15 protein-coding genes are annotated in these 14,766 nt (G+C 64.6%); 6 read left to right on the plus strand and 9 right to left on the minus strand.

All coding sequences use genetic code 11. The annotated features are described in order from the left end of the window. Positions 1-11 precede the first annotated feature (11 nt). A complete protein-coding gene (locus tag ACTU6U_RS04090) occupies positions 12-1,079 on the minus strand; it encodes a mechanosensitive ion channel family protein (protein ID WP_443467866.1) in 1,068 nt (355 codons plus the stop codon). Positions 1,080-1,223: 144 nt separating this feature from the next. Here ACTU6U_RS04090 and ACTU6U_RS04095 point away from each other — a divergent pair, with 144 nt between their 5' ends. From ACTU6U_RS04095 to ACTU6U_RS04105, 3 genes are read left to right on the plus strand one after another with little or no spacing between them, the layout of a single operon-like run. Beyond that, positions 1,224-2,144, plus strand: a complete 921-nt coding sequence (locus tag ACTU6U_RS04095; RefSeq protein WP_443467867.1) for a VOC family protein — start codon at positions 1,224-1,226, stop codon at positions 2,142-2,144. Positions 2,145-2,160: 16 nt separating this feature from the next. After that, positions 2,161-2,382 carry a hypothetical protein gene (locus ACTU6U_RS04100; RefSeq protein WP_443467868.1) on the plus strand — a complete coding sequence of 74 codons (222 nt, stop codon included), beginning with the start codon at positions 2,161-2,163 and terminating at the stop codon, positions 2,380-2,382. A gap of 22 nt (positions 2,383-2,404) precedes the next feature. After that, positions 2,405-3,127, plus strand: coding sequence for a ribonuclease H family protein (locus tag ACTU6U_RS04105; protein WP_443467869.1), 723 nt, complete (start codon positions 2,405-2,407; stop codon positions 3,125-3,127). A 6-nt stretch (positions 3,128-3,133) separates the two neighbouring features. On the opposite strand, the gene ACTU6U_RS04110 is transcribed toward ACTU6U_RS04105, so the two are convergent. Genes ACTU6U_RS04110 through ACTU6U_RS04135 form a run of 6 tightly spaced genes read right to left on the minus strand, consistent with a single transcriptional unit; the run spans position 3,134 to position 8,581 of the window. Then, on the minus strand, positions 3,134-3,778 hold the full coding sequence (locus tag ACTU6U_RS04110) for a TetR/AcrR family transcriptional regulator (RefSeq protein WP_443467870.1): 645 nt from the start codon (positions 3,776-3,778) through the stop codon (positions 3,134-3,136). A 16-nt stretch (positions 3,779-3,794) separates the two neighbouring features. Next, positions 3,795-4,769 carry a phosphotriesterase family protein gene (locus tag ACTU6U_RS04115; protein ID WP_443467871.1) on the minus strand — a complete coding sequence of 325 codons (975 nt, stop codon included), beginning with the start codon at positions 4,767-4,769 and terminating at the stop codon, positions 3,795-3,797. A gap of 8 nt (positions 4,770-4,777) precedes the next feature. Next, positions 4,778-5,812 carry a DctP family TRAP transporter solute-binding subunit gene (locus ACTU6U_RS04120; RefSeq protein ID WP_443467872.1) on the minus strand — a complete coding sequence of 345 codons (1,035 nt, stop codon included), beginning with the start codon at positions 5,810-5,812 and terminating at the stop codon, positions 4,778-4,780. After that, complete coding sequence (locus ACTU6U_RS04125; protein ID WP_443467873.1) at positions 5,809-6,768, minus strand: shikimate dehydrogenase; 960 nt, start codon at positions 6,766-6,768, stop codon at positions 5,809-5,811. Before ACTU6U_RS04125 ends, ACTU6U_RS04120 begins: the two co-directional genes overlap by 4 nt. Then, the gene (locus ACTU6U_RS04130) at positions 6,765-8,039 is read right to left on the minus strand and encodes a TRAP transporter large permease (protein WP_443467874.1); all 1,275 of its coding nucleotides are present in this window, start codon (positions 8,037-8,039) and stop codon (positions 6,765-6,767) included. The genes ACTU6U_RS04125 and ACTU6U_RS04130 overlap by 4 nt, the downstream gene beginning before the upstream one ends. Continuing rightward, positions 8,036-8,581 carry a TRAP transporter small permease gene (locus tag ACTU6U_RS04135; RefSeq protein WP_443467875.1) on the minus strand — a complete coding sequence of 182 codons (546 nt, stop codon included), beginning with the start codon at positions 8,579-8,581 and terminating at the stop codon, positions 8,036-8,038. Before ACTU6U_RS04135 ends, ACTU6U_RS04130 begins: the two co-directional genes overlap by 4 nt. A gap of 111 nt (positions 8,582-8,692) precedes the next feature. Here ACTU6U_RS04135 and ACTU6U_RS04140 point away from each other — a divergent pair, with 111 nt between their 5' ends. Next, positions 8,693-10,462, plus strand: a complete 1,770-nt coding sequence (locus tag ACTU6U_RS04140) for a sugar phosphate isomerase/epimerase and 4-hydroxyphenylpyruvate domain-containing protein (RefSeq protein WP_443467876.1) — start codon at positions 8,693-8,695, stop codon at positions 10,460-10,462. A gap of 34 nt (positions 10,463-10,496) precedes the next feature. On the opposite strand, the gene ACTU6U_RS04145 is transcribed toward ACTU6U_RS04140, so the two are convergent. Together ACTU6U_RS04145 and ACTU6U_RS04150 are read right to left on the minus strand one after the other, a co-directional pair. Next, a complete protein-coding gene (locus ACTU6U_RS04145; RefSeq protein ID WP_443467877.1) occupies positions 10,497-11,486 on the minus strand; it encodes an SRPBCC family protein in 990 nt (329 codons plus the stop codon). Between the two features lies 1 nt (position 11,487). Beyond that, positions 11,488-11,835 carry an ArsR/SmtB family transcription factor gene (locus tag ACTU6U_RS04150; RefSeq protein WP_443467878.1) on the minus strand — a complete coding sequence of 116 codons (348 nt, stop codon included), beginning with the start codon at positions 11,833-11,835 and terminating at the stop codon, positions 11,488-11,490. A gap of 445 nt (positions 11,836-12,280) precedes the next feature. On the opposite strand from ACTU6U_RS04150, the gene ACTU6U_RS04155 reads away from it, so the two are divergent. Together ACTU6U_RS04155 and ACTU6U_RS04160 are read left to right on the plus strand one after the other, a co-directional pair. Then, positions 12,281-13,018, plus strand: coding sequence for a hypothetical protein (locus tag ACTU6U_RS04155; RefSeq protein ID WP_443467879.1), 738 nt, complete (start codon positions 12,281-12,283; stop codon positions 13,016-13,018). 35 nt (positions 13,019-13,053) lie between these two features. Further along, on the plus strand, positions 13,054-14,766 hold a 1,713-nt coding region (locus ACTU6U_RS04160; RefSeq protein WP_443467880.1), incomplete at its 3' end, for a TnsB C-terminal domain-containing protein.

The following is a 14,766-nucleotide window of genomic DNA, read 5'->3' on the forward strand; positions in this document are numbered from 1 at the left end:
GTGTCGCGCGCTCAGCCGGCGGGGCGATCTTCCATCGCGACGCGCGTGACCGGCAGCGCCTCGGGGTGCTCCTGCTGCAGCCAGGTCACGATCTTCTCGCGCACGAGGCACCGCAGATCCCACTGGTCGTCGGAGTTCGCCGCCGAGATCTTGAACCGCACTGTCACATAGCCGCCTTCGGATCCGGTGACGAGCACGTTCGCCGAACGCTGGTCCCAGAGCGGTGAGGCGGTGACGATCTCCATGAACTTCTCACGCACGGCATCCACCGGCACTCGCCAGTCCAGATCCATGTAGACGGTGCCGATGATCTTCTCGGATCTCCTCGTCCATGTCTCGACCGGTGTCGTGGTGAAGTATGTGCAGGGCAGGATCAGACGCCTCTCGTCCCAGATGTAGACGACGACGTACGAAAGGTTGATCTCGCCGATCGTGCCCCACTCGCCCTCGATGACGACGACGTCGCCGACGCGGATCGAGTTCGTGAAGGCAATCTGCACTCCCGCGATGAGATTGCCCAGGGTTGACTGGGCGGCAAGACCGGCGATGACGCTGATGACACCGGCGGATGCCAGGATGCTCGTGCCCACCGCCCGCACCTCGGGGAACGAGAACAGCACCACGCCGACGGCGATGACCGCGATCAGCACGACGACGAGTCGGTTCATGATGGTCAGCTGCGTCTTGCGGCGGCGCGCCTCAGGACTCGTGGCGTCTTTGCGGCTGTCGTACTGCATGAGCCGTTCCATGCCGAAAGTCACCACCGTCGACAGCAGCCAAGCGCCCACCAGTACCGCAGCGATGAGCAGCACACGTTCCAGCACCTGCCACCAGGGCAGCGTCGCAGGCGCATTCGCCGCGCACACGATCCATACGGCGATCACGAACGCCAGCACCATGCCCGGTATGCGGATGCGACGTTCGAGATCGGCGATCCACGCGGAGCGCCCACGTGCCCGGCCTGCGATGAAGCGCGCGCTGATCACGATCGCCGCCACGATCGCGATCGCCACGACCGCGGCGATGAGCGTTCCGATCCAGGCGTTCCATTCGAGCTCGAACTCTGCGACAGATGCCATCAGTCCAGGCTAGACAGATTGGCGACAAGACGCACAACCCCTTGCATCCCGCACGAAGCGCATGCACTCTTTATTCACGCGACGATCACTCGATCATCGCGTGGTCGCATTCCGCGTCATAGCCGTCACGACAAAGGAGTCGAGATGTCTCAGAAGATCATTCCGAACATCTGGTTCGATCAGAACGCCGACGAGGCGGGCGAGTTCTATGCCGGTATCCTGCCCGACACGACAGCGACGGTCGGCGCGAGCTATCCCGATGAGGTGGCAGAGTGGCAGGCCGACTTCGCCGGCAAGACGCTCACGGTCGACGTCGATGTGGACGGCTATCAGCTGACGCTGATCAACGCGGGGGCGGAGTTTCGCCCGAACCCCTCGGTGTCGTTCATGCTGAACTTCGACCCGCTGCGATTCGATGGTGATGGGGATGCCGCGCGCGCCAGTCTTGACGCCGTGTGGGCTGGTCTTGTCGAGGGCGGAGAGGTGCGCATGCAGCTCGGCGAGTACCCGTTCAGTCCGCGGTACGGGTGGGTGGAAGACCGCTACGGCGTGAACTGGCAGCTGATCCTCACGAGTCCCGATGGCGAGTCGCGCCCGTTCCTCATCCCGCAGCTGATGTTCACCGAGTCCGTCGACGGCAAGGCGCGTGAAGCGGCGCAGTTCTACTGCTCGCTGTTCCCGGATGCGGGCGTCGGCTACATCGCCGTGCATCCACCGCAGACGGCGCAAGAGGCGCCGTCCGCGCATGCTTCGCCGGGGACGATCATGTTCGGCGAGTTCCGCCTGGCGGATCAGTGGTTCTCGATGATGGATGGCGGCTCAGTCCACGACTTCACGTTCGACTGCGGCATCTCATTCGAGGTGCGCGTGGCCGATCAGGAAGAACTCGACCACTACTGGGATGCCCTGACCGCCGTCCCCGAAGCCGAAGTCTGCGGCTGGCTCGCCGACAAGTACGGACTCAGCTGGCAGATCGTTCCGGAGAACATGGGCGAACTCATGGAACGTCCGGGTGCATACGCGAGGATGATGGAGATGGGCAAGCTCATCATCGACGACTTCTAGATCATCCGAGGAGATCATGGGACTTTTCTCGCAGAACCCCGCAGACAAGGATGCTTGGGCCGCCCTCCCCGGCGAACCGCTCGATCGGAACGGCTCGGTCGACGATCTTCCCGAGGTACCGGTCGATCCGCTCGAGATCGGCCTGGGGCTCGAAGCCAGCACGAGCGTCTCGTCGATCAGCGTCCCGGTCGCGCTTCCCGCACCCGAAGAGCACGACGCGCCCGAAGAGCACGCCTAACCCAACCGGTTACGGTTGAAGGATGACGATCACCGCCGCCGCAGACGGCTCCGCCCTCGGCAATCCAGGACCGAACGGCTGGGCCTGGTACATCGACGATGACAACTGGGCGGCGGGCGGTTCTCCGCACGGAACGAACAACCAGGGCGAGCTGCGGGCGGTCCTCGAACTGCTGCAGGCCACGGCGGATTCCAGCGAATCGCTGCTGATCATGTGCGACAGCAAGTACGTGATCGACTCGATCACCAAATGGATGCCGGGGTGGAAGCGCCGCGGCTGGCGCAAAGCCGACGGCGCCCCCGTTCTGAACCGCGACCTCATGGAATCGCTGGATGAGGCCATGCAGGGAAGAGATGTGAAGTTCGCCTGGGTGAAGGGTCACGCAGGGCACGATCTGAACGAAGCCGCTGACGAGCGGGCGAACGCGGCTGCAAAGGCGTACCAGGCGAAGCAGGAGCCGCGCCGCGGCCCCGGCTTCACCCTCGGAAGCGACGCTTCGACAGGCTCAGCGAGCGCGCAGAAGTCGATCCCGATCCCTGAGCCTGTCGGAGGGCCCGCGCAGCCGCTGTGGGCCGAAGCATCCTCACTGCTCGACGTCTTCGAGGTCCCTGAGCCTGTCGAAGGGCCCGCGGCATCCGCAATCGATCTGCACGTGACGCTCACTCCCGACGAGCACGCGCGCCTGCGCGACCGTGCGCAGGCGCAGGGCATCTCTCTCGAGCAAGCCTTGCGCCGTCTGATCTGAGGCGCGTCAGGCCGACGTCGGCGCGGTCATCCATGCCACGACGACGTCACCGATCATCGAGCGCAGGTGCTCGCGCCGGTCCTCTGCGAGCAGGTCGCGGTCGAACAGGTACCCGAAGGTGTGCTGGTTGGCGACCTGGAAGAAGCAGTACGAGCTGATCAGCAGGTGCACGTCGAGTGCGTCGACATCCGCGCGCACCGAGCCGTCTGCGCGGCCGCGCTCGAGTACCGTCTCGAGAACGTCGACCGCCGGCTGGTTGAGCGTGCGCAGCCCGTCGAGGCGCTTGATGAACTCGCCGTGGTGGATGTTCTCGATCGACACCAGCCGGATGAACGAACTGTGGTTGAGGTGATGGTCGTAGGTGAGCTCGGCGATCTGGCGGAGCGCTTCCACCGGCGGCAGGTCGCCCGCATGAATCCCCTGCTCGGTCTCGCGGATGCCGCGGTACGCGTTCTCGAGCACGGCGAGGTAAAGCTGCTCCTTGCCGCCGAAGTAGTAGTAGATCATCCGCTTCGTCGTCTGCGTGCGCTCGGCGATCTCGTCGACCCGAGTCCCCGCGTAGCCGGACTCGGCGAACGCCTCAGTGGCGACCTCGAGCAATTCCGCCCTGGTCCGCTCGGCGTCGCGCTTGCGCACCACCGGTTCGCTCATGCTGTCCACCCCCACATCATGCCGCACCCGTCAGAACCCTGCGCGGATTCACGACCATCAGCTGATGCTCGGCAGCCTCGTCGAGTCCTGCCGCACGCAGCTGCGGCAGCACATGTTCGAAGAGATGAGACATCGTCCAGCTCGGCGCGTGTGCCGCGCGCCAGGACGGCGGCGTGACCCGACTGAAGATCGCCGCGTCGTGCGAGAGCACGATCCGATCTGCGTATCCGGCGTCGAGCAGCTTCAGCAGCATCCGCATTCGATCCGCGTCGCGAGCGACATGTTCCATGCCGAACCGGTCGAAGCCGAGGAACGAGCCGCGGTCAGCGAGTCGGCGCAGGTAGGCGACATCAGTCGAGTCTCCGCTGTGGCCGATCACGACTCGATCCAGCGGCACACCGGCTTGCTCGAAGGCGTCCTGCTGAGCGATTCCGCCGCGGGATGCCGCGTGCGAGTGCGTCGTGATCGGAACGCCTGTGCGCAGATGCGCGACGGCAGCAGCCGCGAACACCCGCGAAGCGTCAGGGGTGAGTCCGGAAGCATCCGAGGCGATCTTGATCATCCCCGCACGCACGGACGTGCCGGCGATCCCTCGCTCGATATCACCGACGAACAAGTCGACGAGCGGGTCTGGGCCATCGACCACGAGCCCAGGGCCATTCAGGCGGAAGTACGGCGGCAGAACCTCTGCGGCGTAGCATCCGGTTGCCGCGACGATCTGTAGTGGCACGCGGGCTGCGACCTCGGCAACGCGACGCACGTCGCGGCCGAGGCCGATGACGGTGAGGTCGACGAGCGTCCGCACCCCGCGATCGAAGAGTGCGGAGAGAGTCTGCACGGCACGTTCGATCAACGCTCGTTCATCCCACTCGGGATGAGGCATGTTGATATCGAGCTCGGGGTCAGTGACGAAGACGTGCTCGTGGATGAGAGTCACCCCGAGCCCGTCTGCGCTCACCTCCCCTGTGAATGTCGGAATCGAACGCGCCATGCAGAGTGTCACTCGCTCGTCGAGCGGATGGCCTCGTAAACGGTGAGCGAGTCGCCGGTCAGCACGCCGGAGAGGTACTCCTCGGCCTTCTCGCTGAACGCATCGCGGTCGACGTCCTCGATGACCTCCCAGTCACCTCCGGTGCGCCACTCATCGAGGATCGTCTCCTCGTCCTCCGCCACGCACGACGTGACCTCGGTGACGGCCTTCTCGGTCGCCGCTGAGAGAGCCTCCTGCTGCTCGTCGCTCAGCTCGTTCCAGACCGATCCGACGATGACGAGGTTGGTGTTCAGCTGGTGCGAGCTCATGCTCACGTAGTCCTGCACCTCTTTGAGGTTCGAGGCGACGATGTTGGTGATGGGGTTCTCCTGACCGTCCACCGTGCCCTGCTGCAGCGCGAGGTAGAGCTCCTCGTACGCCACCTCGGTGGCCTCGGCACCGAGCGCCTTGGCGTTCATGAGGAACTGCGGCGAGCCGGGGAAGCGCATGCGCAGGCCCTGCAGATCCTCAGGGGTGCGGATCGGCGTGTTCGCGGTGAACTGGCGCGCTCCTGCCGACCAGGCGCCCAGCGCGTGCACGCCGGTCTCTGCCTCGAAGGCCTCGGTGACGGTGTCGGACGCGTCGCTGGCCATGAAGCGGGCCAGGTGGTCGGAGTCATCGAACGCGTAAGCCGCGTCGAGCACACTGATCGGCTCGTAGACGGCGCCGAGCGCGGATGCGCCCTGGATGTCGATGTCGATGTCGCCGGATGCGACCGAGGCGATGCGGTCGGCGTCGCCACCGAGCTGGCTGGACGGGAAGATCTCGATCTCGAGCCCCACGCCTGCCGCGTTCACCTCATCGGCGATCACCTGTGCGCCGCAGCGGTGCTGGGGCTGATCCTCGTTGTAGCTGTGCGCGAGCGTGAGCTTCTGCGTCGCTCCGGCATCTCCGCCATCGCTTCCGCCGGTGGTGTCTCCTGCGCTGGAGCAGGCGACCAGCATCATCGCCGGTGCGGCGACAAGCGCGAGCCACATCGTTCGCTGCGTGCGTCGTGCGTTCATCGGTTCTCTCCTCTTTCTGGTGCGTGTAGTACTTCTTCGGGTGTTGCGTCTTCGGGGCCGGGCGCCTCCGCGGCGACCAGCCGATCGAGGTCTGCGAGCATGGCCGCGCGATCTGCGCGCCGCCCTGTGAAGATCTCGAACGCGTCGGCTGCCTGGTGCATAGCCATTCCGAGGCCCGACATGGTCCGGATACCGCGGGCACGGGCCGCTTCGAGCAACGGTGTGTCCGCCGGGCGATACACGATGTCAGCGACGCGGATGTCTCCGTGCAGCAGCGAGACGTCGAACGGGGTGCCAGGGTGGGCTGCCATGCCGACCGGAGTGGCGTTGACGACCAGATCAGCGCCGGCGAGTTCGCGAGCGAGGTCGGCGAGCCCGACCGTCCGCACGGCGGACATGCCGAGCGCGCTGATCTGGGCCGCGAGCGCCATCGCGCGCTCTTCGACCTGATCGATGAGGACGAGGTCGGCGACCGGACGCTGCGCCAAAGCGGTGGCGACGGCGGAGCCCGCGCCCCCTGTGCCGAGGAGCACGACGCGGCCGAGGGGTTCCGCACCGAACGCGTCGGTCATGGCCGCAGTGAAACCGGTCACGTCAGTGTTGTGGCCGATCATGCCCTCATCTGTGAAGACGACGGTGTTCACCGCTCCGACCGCCTTGGCACTGTCGGAGAGTCCGTTGAGCAGCGGGACGACCGCCTGCTTGACCGGGTGCGTGATGTTGAGGCCGTTGAACCCGAGACGCCTGGCTGCGTGAAGCAGCATGTCGAGGTGCTCAGGCGTGCCCTCTGCGAGTGCGAGATCGATCGTCCGGTACACATAGTGCATGTCGTGACGAGCGCCCTCGAACTCATGCATCGGCGGGGTCAGCGAGGGTTTGACACCCTCACCGATCAGCCCGATCAGCACAGAGGGTCTGCGCGCATTCGCCGCTTTCGGAGGTTCGGTGAGCGTCACAGTCCCAGCACCCCCGGCAGCCACATCACAGCTTCAGGGAACGCGATGATGAGCACGCAGATCACCAGCAGCGGCACGATGAACGGCAGGCTCCCTCGGAACACCTCGCCGATGCGGGTCTTCGATACCGCCGCGGTGACGAACAGCACGGTTCCGACCGGTGGGGTGAGCAGGCCGATCATGAGCGACAGGATCATCAGAACACCGAGCACGATCGGGTCGACGCCGATCTGGTTGCCGATCGGGAGAATGATCGGCACGGTCAGCACGAGGATCGCCGTGGCGTCGATGACGGTGCCGAGGATGAGCATCATCACGGTGACGAGGATGAGGAACACCGTCGGGCTGTCGGTGATCGCGAACACGAGTTCGGTGAGCATCTGCGGAAGCCGTTCGCGGGCGAGGATGTAGCCGAGCAGCGATGCCGAGGCGACGATGATCATGATCGATGCCGTCGTGGTGACGGTCTCGGTGAGCGCCTTGATGAAGCTCTTCACACTCAGCGATCGCTGTAGCACGCCGACGAGCGCGATGTATACGACTCCGACGGCCGCCGCTTCGGTCGGGGTGAAGAAGCCGCCCAGGATGCCGCCGAGAATGATGAACGGTGCGATCATCGGCAGAAGAACGCCCTTGCTCGATGCGATGAACTCGGCGCGATCGAAAGTGCCCTTCTTGACGTTATTCATTCGTCGCACGAGCATCCATACGACGAGGCACAGGCCGATGGCCATGAGGAGTGCGGGGATGACGGATGCCGCGAACAATGCGCCAGTGGACACTGCGGCGAGTCCGGCGTAGATGACGGCCGGGATGCTCGGTGGCATGACCGGTGCGATGAGAGCCGAGGTGGCCGAGACCCCCGTGGCGAAGCGCCTGCCGTAACCGGCGCGGATCATCGCGGGAATCTGCACCTTGCCCAGCGCGGCCGCGTCAGCGACAGCTGATCCGCTCATCCACGCGAAGCCGACGCTGGTGCCGACGGCGACGTAACCGAGATTGCCTCGGACGTTGGCCAACAGCGCCTGGGCGAACCGGAACAGCCGATCCGCGATTCCGGCGTGGTTGGCGAGCGCTCCGAGGAAGATGAACAGCGGCACGGCGAGCAGCGGGAAGCTGCTTGCCGCGTTGGTCACGGTGCGCAGCGCCATGCCGAGCGACTGGCCTTCGATCGCCATGTAGACGAGGGACGGGCCGAGGAATGCGAAGGGCACCGGGACGCGGATAGCCAGCAGGATGGCGATGGCGAGGGCGAGAAGAAGGAGAGTCACAGTCCTGCCACCTCCGGCTGGTCCTCTTCGATGTCGGCGACGATCGGGCCGTGGATGGCGATGTCTGCGGCTGCGATGAGCGCGCGGATCGTCGTGCTGACAGTGCCGATGAGCACGGGGATGTACACCCATGACATGGGCACACGCAGCACGGGCGACTTCACGATGCCCTGCGTGGTGATGAGCGACCACGCCTCCACGCTCAGTCCGAATCCGGTCGCGGCGACGATGACCAGCGAGATCACCTGGATGACGCGCACGGTGATGGGGTTGCGGATGGAATCGACGAGCTCGAGAGCGATGTGCCCGTGGGTCGTGACCAGCACACCCATCGCGGCGAACGTCGCCCACAGCAGAGCGAAGCGGGCGAGCTCACCCGTCCAGGCGATGCTCTCGAACGGCAGATACCGCTGCAGCGCCTGGTAGAACACGAGCACGAGGATCATCATGACGGCGATGCCGCCGATGACGAGCTCGATGCCCGTGATGTATCGCGCGATGCGGCGCAGAATGCCGGTGCGCTGATGCTGATCTGAAGTCACAAGACGCCTTCGTCCAAAGTTGATCGGGTACAGGGACCGAATGTACCGGTTAGTACATTGATTGAGCAATACCTCTGGGAAATTAATGTACAAACTGGTACGTTCACAGCCATGCGCACCTCAATCGCCTCTGTCTGCATCTCGGGTGGACTCGTCGAAAAACTCCACGCCTGCGCGGAAGCAGGCTTCGATGGCGTCGAGATCATGGACACAGATCTCATCGCCGCACCCGAATCGCCGGAAGAGATCCGCGCGCTGTGCAACCGTCTCGGGCTGAAGATCGAGATGTTCCAGCCGTTCCGCGATGCCGAAGGCGTGACAGCCGATCTCTTCGCCGACAACCTGCGTCGTGCCGAGGCGAAATTCCAGGTGATGAAGCGCCTTGGCACCGACCTCATGCTCGTGTGCAGCAACGCGGGAACCGCGACGATCGATGACGATGAGGTCTTCGCGCAACAGCTCGGTGAGCTGGCCGACCGGGCCGCGGCCCACGGCATCCGGCTCGCCTATGAAGCGCTCGCGTGGGGTCGGTATGTCGACGACTACCGGCGCGCCTGGGAGATCGTGAAGCGCGCCGACCGACCGAACCTCGGGGTGTGTCTCGATAGCTTCCACATCCTCTCGCTCGCGCACGACCCTGCGGCGATCGAGCAGATCGACGCGGAGAAGATCTTCTTCCTTCAGCTCGCCGATGCTCCAGCGCTCGACATGGATGTGCTGTCCTGGAGCCGGCATCACAGACTTTTCCCGGGCGAGGGATCGTTCGATCTGGTGGGATTCATGACCCACGTTTCACAAGCGGGATACACCGGCCCGTGGTCGCTGGAGGTCTTCAACGACACGTACCGGCAGACCGACACTGTGCGCACGGCTGCGCACGCGCATCGCTCGTTGGTGTGGCTGGCTGACCGCACGGCGGCTGCGAACGGCTGGCTGGACGGACAGCTGGGTGAAGCACCCGCGACGACCGGGTTGGATTTCGTCGAGGTGGCCGGAGCCGACCTCGCCGAGATGGACGAACTGCTCGAGCAGCTCGGCTTCGCGTTCGAGGGGCAGCACAGGTCGAAGCCGGTGCGCCTGTGGAGTGCCGGGTCGGCGCGGATCATCCTGAACGAGCAGGTGCGCAGCAGCGAGCCGGTGCTCGCGGGAATCGGTCTGCAGACAGCGGATGCCGCAGCTGCCGTCTCTCGCGCACTCGCACTCGGATCGTCCTCGGCGTTCCGGCGGACGTACCACGGCGAGCAGGATCTGCAAGGCGTCGCCGCCCCCGATGGTACGCAGGTGTTCTGGAGTTCGCTGCCTGCGGAGCGCTCATGGCTCCAGGAGTTCGAGGGCGGCAGGAAGGTCGCCGGAGGGCTAGAGGGCGAGATCGATCACATCAATCTCGCCTATGCCTGGCAGGATTTCGACGAGGCGGTGCTGTTCATGTCGAGCGCGCTGTCATTGCAGGCGGATGCTCCGGCCGATGTTCCCGGGCCGCGCGGACTGATCCGCAGTCAGGTGATGCGCACCCCGGACGGCATCATCCGCGTGCCGATCAACCTCGCCCCTCCCACCGCAAAGCCACCGGCACGGCACGTCGCGGTGCGGACTTCGGACGTGTTCACCGTGGCTCGGAGAGCGCGAGAGCGCGGTATCGATCACCTTCGGATTCCGGCGAACTACTACGACGACCTCGCCGCGCGGTTCGATCTGTCTTCCGACATGCTGGCGTCGCTGCGCGAGCTCGATCTGCTCTACGACCGCGACGCGCACGGTGAGTTCATCCACTTCTATACGCGCACGATCGGTGACGTGTTCTTCGAGGTGGTCGAGCGGCGGGGCGGCTACGACGGATACGGCGGCGCGAACGCGCCGATCCGACTCGCGGCGCAGCGGTAGGCTCGGCGCGGTCTGCGGCCTGGTTTATCCGGAGTTACGAACGCGTGGCGCCCAGCACCTCGCGCTCGAGTCGGGCGAAGGACTCCTCCATGCCGTCGGCCATGCCGGTGGCGAGGATCATGTCGCGCGTCTCCTTGTCTGGGTACTCGATGAGCACCGTGACGAGGGTGGCGCCGTCCTCTTCGTAGAGATTCAGATCGTTGAGCATCTGCGGACCTTCGGTGCCCTGCATCCGCTCGGTCGTCACGGCGCGACGCGGCGCGTCGACGAGCAGCACCTCACCCTCGAACCCGAAGGGCTCGCCCTCGGTGTCACCGATCGGCGCCCAGGAGTTGCGGTACGTGTCGCCGGCGACGGTGCCGACAACGGACTCCGTCATCTCCCAGCCGTCCGGCCCCAGCATCCACTTCTTCACGAGCTCGGCGTCGTGATGCGCGCGCCAGACCAGCTCACGCGGACCGTTCACGAGGCGCGTGATCCGCACGTGCGTGTCGTCGAGCAGTTCGACGCGCGTGCCCTTGCCCTGCGCGTACTCGCGAAGATCCTGCAGCACGGCATCCAGCTGCGCCATGGCCATGCGCGATCCCTCGATCGCACCCATCGCGACGACCTGCTCGAGAGCCTCGGCCGAGTCGAAATGGCTGGTGTTGATCATGCGGCTGCCGGCATCCGTCGACTCGAAACCGAACGTCATCCGCGTCGCCGGCATACCCTCGAGCGGGTTGCCGTCGGCGTCCGCGAAGGCGTCGATGACCGCGAAGCCATGCGGTTCGAGGATGTTCAGGAATTCCCACGAGCCACCTGAGCGCTCACCCTGCGGGCTCGTCATGTAATAGAGCGCCTTGCCACCGACCGCGAAATCGAACTCGGTGAAGGTGGCGGGCCACCCGGGAGGGCCCCAGAACCGCTCGAGCTGGGCCGGGTCGGTAAAGGCGTGCCAGAGCCGTTCGATCGGAGCCGCGAAGTCGGCGACGACGGTCACGGTGAGATTCTCGGCATCCGTGGTGATATCGGTGACAGGCATTTCAGTCTCCTTCGGTGTTTTCAGAGAGCAGATCATCGAGGCGAGTGACGCGGTCCCGCCACAGTTCTTCATAGCGGGCGAGCAGTGCCCGAGCGCGTGCGATCATCTCGGGATTCGCGCGGACGAGCCGCTCGCGTCCCTCGGCGCGCTTGATGATGAGGCCCGCGACCTCGAGGACCGCGACGTGCTTCTGCACGGCAGCGAAGGACATGTCGTAGTCGCCCGCGAGGGACGACACGGATTGCTCTTCGCCGATCGTGCGGCGCAGGATGTCACGCCGAGTCGCCGTCGCCAGTGCATGGAACACACGGTCGATCTCCGCTCCGCTCAGTTCTCGTTGTGCAACCATTTGGTTGCACGTTACGCCTGAGTGGATGCTGCGTCAAGGGGTTTCTTGTCGGAAACGGGTTCACGTTGCACTAACGGTCTTTACGTTGCACTAGGTCACGATGACCTTGCACGAAATGCAACACGCCCGGAGCGCGGTTTAAGAAAATCGACGGCCGCTGAGTTCTACAGAGCAGCGAGATTCAACGTCTTCTTATCTACAAGGATGTTTTTGAGCGGCACGATGAACGCGCCTTGCTGCGGCCTGCAGCCCGCAGTAAATGGCTCCAAAATCCCGCCCCTTCCGCATCTACTGTTCTTCTCGATGAGTCATTGCCCTTGCGAGACAGACCAGGTCCTCGCTGCTTCGGGCTTGACCTGCGCAGACAGGATTCAGAATGCGACCAGTTGTTAGTACGACGCCGATCGTGGCGCGGCGTCGATCCCGTCATCCCGAGCTGCATTGGATGCCCGGCACGAGCGCTGGCTCACGCCGTACGGAGTTCGCGATCGTTGACCCCGAGCTCGGAGACCGCGATTGGGCTTCCATCGATCCGGTGAGAGTCCGCACTTCCAAAGGCGTCCGCCACCGCTTCACTCCCGCAATGTACCTCTGGCAGCGCACCCGCTCGCACGTTTGGTGCGAGTCGCAGGAGGAACGCTGGGAGGTCCTCTGGCTCGACTACGGCGGTCAAGTGGAGCGGCTGTGGGCGCAGCCACTCGCGATCGTGTTTGGCCATGGCTCCCGCCTCTCCGGGGCCTCACACACGCCTGACTTCCTCGCTCAGTTCACCGACGGTACTTACGGGCTATTCGATGTGCGCCCAGCCAACCGCATCGATGATCACGCGGAACTTCAGTTCAGCGAGAGCGCAAACGTCTGTGCTGATCTCGGCTGGCATTACCGAGTGCTCACCGGCCATGATCGCCTGGCGACACAGAATCTCAACTCCCTGTCCGCGTCTCGCCACGACCGCTGCATGCCCCCGCCAGAGATTGGGGCCGTGATTCTGGCGGCAGCCAGAGACGGCATCACCCGCGGCGACCTATGCCGAGTCGCATCGCCAGCCTGCCCACCTCTCGCATGCGCGTGGATCGACAACCTCGCCTGGCGACGCCTTCTCCTGCTCGATCTCGGTGACGTCTTCAACAGCGATACCGAGTTCACGACCTCGGATCGCGCGCTCACCGGAGCGGCTGCCTGATGGCTGACGACTACAGGCTGCGTCTCGGCGACACAGTGGAGATCGAAGGAGAGTCATGGGTGTGGGAAGCGGTGCGTCGCGGTGTCGAAGCGAAGCTCCGGCGCGATGGTGCCGCCGATGATTGGCTCGTCCTTTCACTACCCGAATTGCTCGCGCATGGGGGAACAGCCCGCCGCGATAACAGTTTTGCCCTGCGACCTGCTTTCGGTACCTGGCCAGCCGACGTGGTGGACATGGAGAAGCACCTCCTCGAGGCCTTTGACGGGATCCCGATGAGCGAGACCGCGGTCGGCCCACGACCGCAGTACGACACGGAGACCACGACCCAGGAACAGCGAGTTGCTTCGAAAGTCACGGAGATCGCCGGAACCTCGCTGGAACGCTCACGACGAACTCTCTACAACTTATGGCGCGAGTACCAATCAGGCGGCGCCGCCGCTCTGGACAACAGAATGCACCGTAAGGGCAAGAAGAGGCTGACGATCGCTAAAGCTGACCCTCGCCTGGTCGCGGTCATCGATCGAGAGCTCGACGGCCGGGTGACCATGCCGACCAGTTCTCGCCGCCACTGCGCGGCTCTGGTGCGGCGAACCTTGGAGGGCATGTATCCCGGCGACCCGATCTGCGCGATCAAAGACACGACGCTTCAGAGTTACATCAACGAACGGGACGCGGGGCGCTACAGCTTTGACAAAGCGACGACCCGCCGCACCGCGGCCAATAGTCCCGACCGTCAGTTCTTCTCCGGCAATGCGCATCGGCTGGGCGCCGTGTGTGAGATAGATTCAACCACCCTCGACGTGCAGGTGTGGGACGACAAGGGCAACACCTATCGTCCGATCGTGACGGCACTATTCGACGTGGCCAGCCGTGTGCCGTTGGCCTGGGCTATCCACTCGGATGCTCCCAATGGCTACGACCATGCGCTGTTGCTCGCCCGCGCGATCGTCGGACGCAGAGCTGTGCCCGGATCCGCTGCGGCCACGCTATCTGGGTCAGTCACTCTACCGACCGCTCTGATGAAGAAGGTCAACCCGTACATGGATGACGACTCGCTCGCCGTGCCTTGGATCTTCCCTCATGCGATCACGATCGATGGCGGTGCGGACTTCCGCTCAGCTACTTTCGAGGCAGCCTGCCGAGCGTTCGGCATCACTCTCGTCCTGGCGCCGCCCTACGCCCCCACGGCCAAACCACACGTAGAACGCAACTTCGGCACCACCTCAACAGACTTCGCAACGTGGCTGGCAGGCTCGACCGGTAACGCGGTCGCTAACCGTGGGAAGCGTGACAACCCGATCCTCACCATTGACTCGGTCCGGCTCGCCTACGACGCCTGGATCACCACCGTCTTTCTGAACAAGCAGCATGGCGGACTTCGGTCCCCGCTGTTTCCAGGGCGTGCGTGGACGCCGAACCAGATGTACGCAGCCCTATTCGAAGTCGGGCCGGGTGTGCAGCTGCCGTTCCGCGCTGAGGAATTCTTCGCATTGCTACCGACGAAGCGGCGCATCGTCAGCGATGAAGGCATCGGACTCCATAACCGCACGTATGACTCAGCTTTGCTGGCGGACCTACGAAACCGCTCGCTCACGGGCGCCCCGACCGGATCGCTCCGCGCCCGCCAGTTCGACATCAGCTACGACCCCTACAACTCAAACGCGGTGTGGGTGCAGCACCCGGAGACCGCGGAGTGGATCGAGGGGACTGCTGACGGTTTAGTTGACTCGTCTTGTTTGGGGTTTTCA

The sequence above is a fragment of the Microbacterium zouquanmingi genome, from assembly GCF_052266695.1.
GTDB lineage: Bacteria > Actinomycetota > Actinomycetes > Actinomycetales > Microbacteriaceae > Microbacterium.

Coding starts and splice junctions, on each gene's coding strand:
- ACTU6U_RS04090 (WP_443467866.1), bottom strand. CDS start 1,079: ATGGCATCTGTCGCAGAGTTCGAGCTCGAATGGAACGCCTGGATCGGA.
- ACTU6U_RS04095 (WP_443467867.1), top strand. CDS start 1,224: ATGTCTCAGAAGATCATTCCGAACATCTGGTTCGATCAGAACGCCGAC.
- ACTU6U_RS04100 (WP_443467868.1), top strand. CDS start 2,161: ATGGGACTTTTCTCGCAGAACCCCGCAGACAAGGATGCTTGGGCCGCC.
- ACTU6U_RS04105 (WP_443467869.1), top strand. CDS start 2,405: ATGACGATCACCGCCGCCGCAGACGGCTCCGCCCTCGGCAATCCAGGA.
- ACTU6U_RS04110 (WP_443467870.1), bottom strand. CDS start 3,778: ATGAGCGAACCGGTGGTGCGCAAGCGCGACGCCGAGCGGACCAGGGCG.
- ACTU6U_RS04115 (WP_443467871.1), bottom strand. CDS start 4,769: ATGGCGCGTTCGATTCCGACATTCACAGGGGAGGTGAGCGCAGACGGG.
- ACTU6U_RS04120 (WP_443467872.1), bottom strand. CDS start 5,812: ATGAACGCACGACGCACGCAGCGAACGATGTGGCTCGCGCTTGTCGCC.
- ACTU6U_RS04140 (WP_443467876.1), top strand. CDS start 8,693: ATGCGCACCTCAATCGCCTCTGTCTGCATCTCGGGTGGACTCGTCGAA.
- ACTU6U_RS04145 (WP_443467877.1), bottom strand. CDS start 11,486: ATGCCTGTCACCGATATCACCACGGATGCCGAGAATCTCACCGTGACC.
- ACTU6U_RS04150 (WP_443467878.1), bottom strand. CDS start 11,835: ATGGTTGCACAACGAGAACTGAGCGGAGCGGAGATCGACCGTGTGTTC.
- ACTU6U_RS04155 (WP_443467879.1), top strand. CDS start 12,281: ATGCCCGGCACGAGCGCTGGCTCACGCCGTACGGAGTTCGCGATCGTT.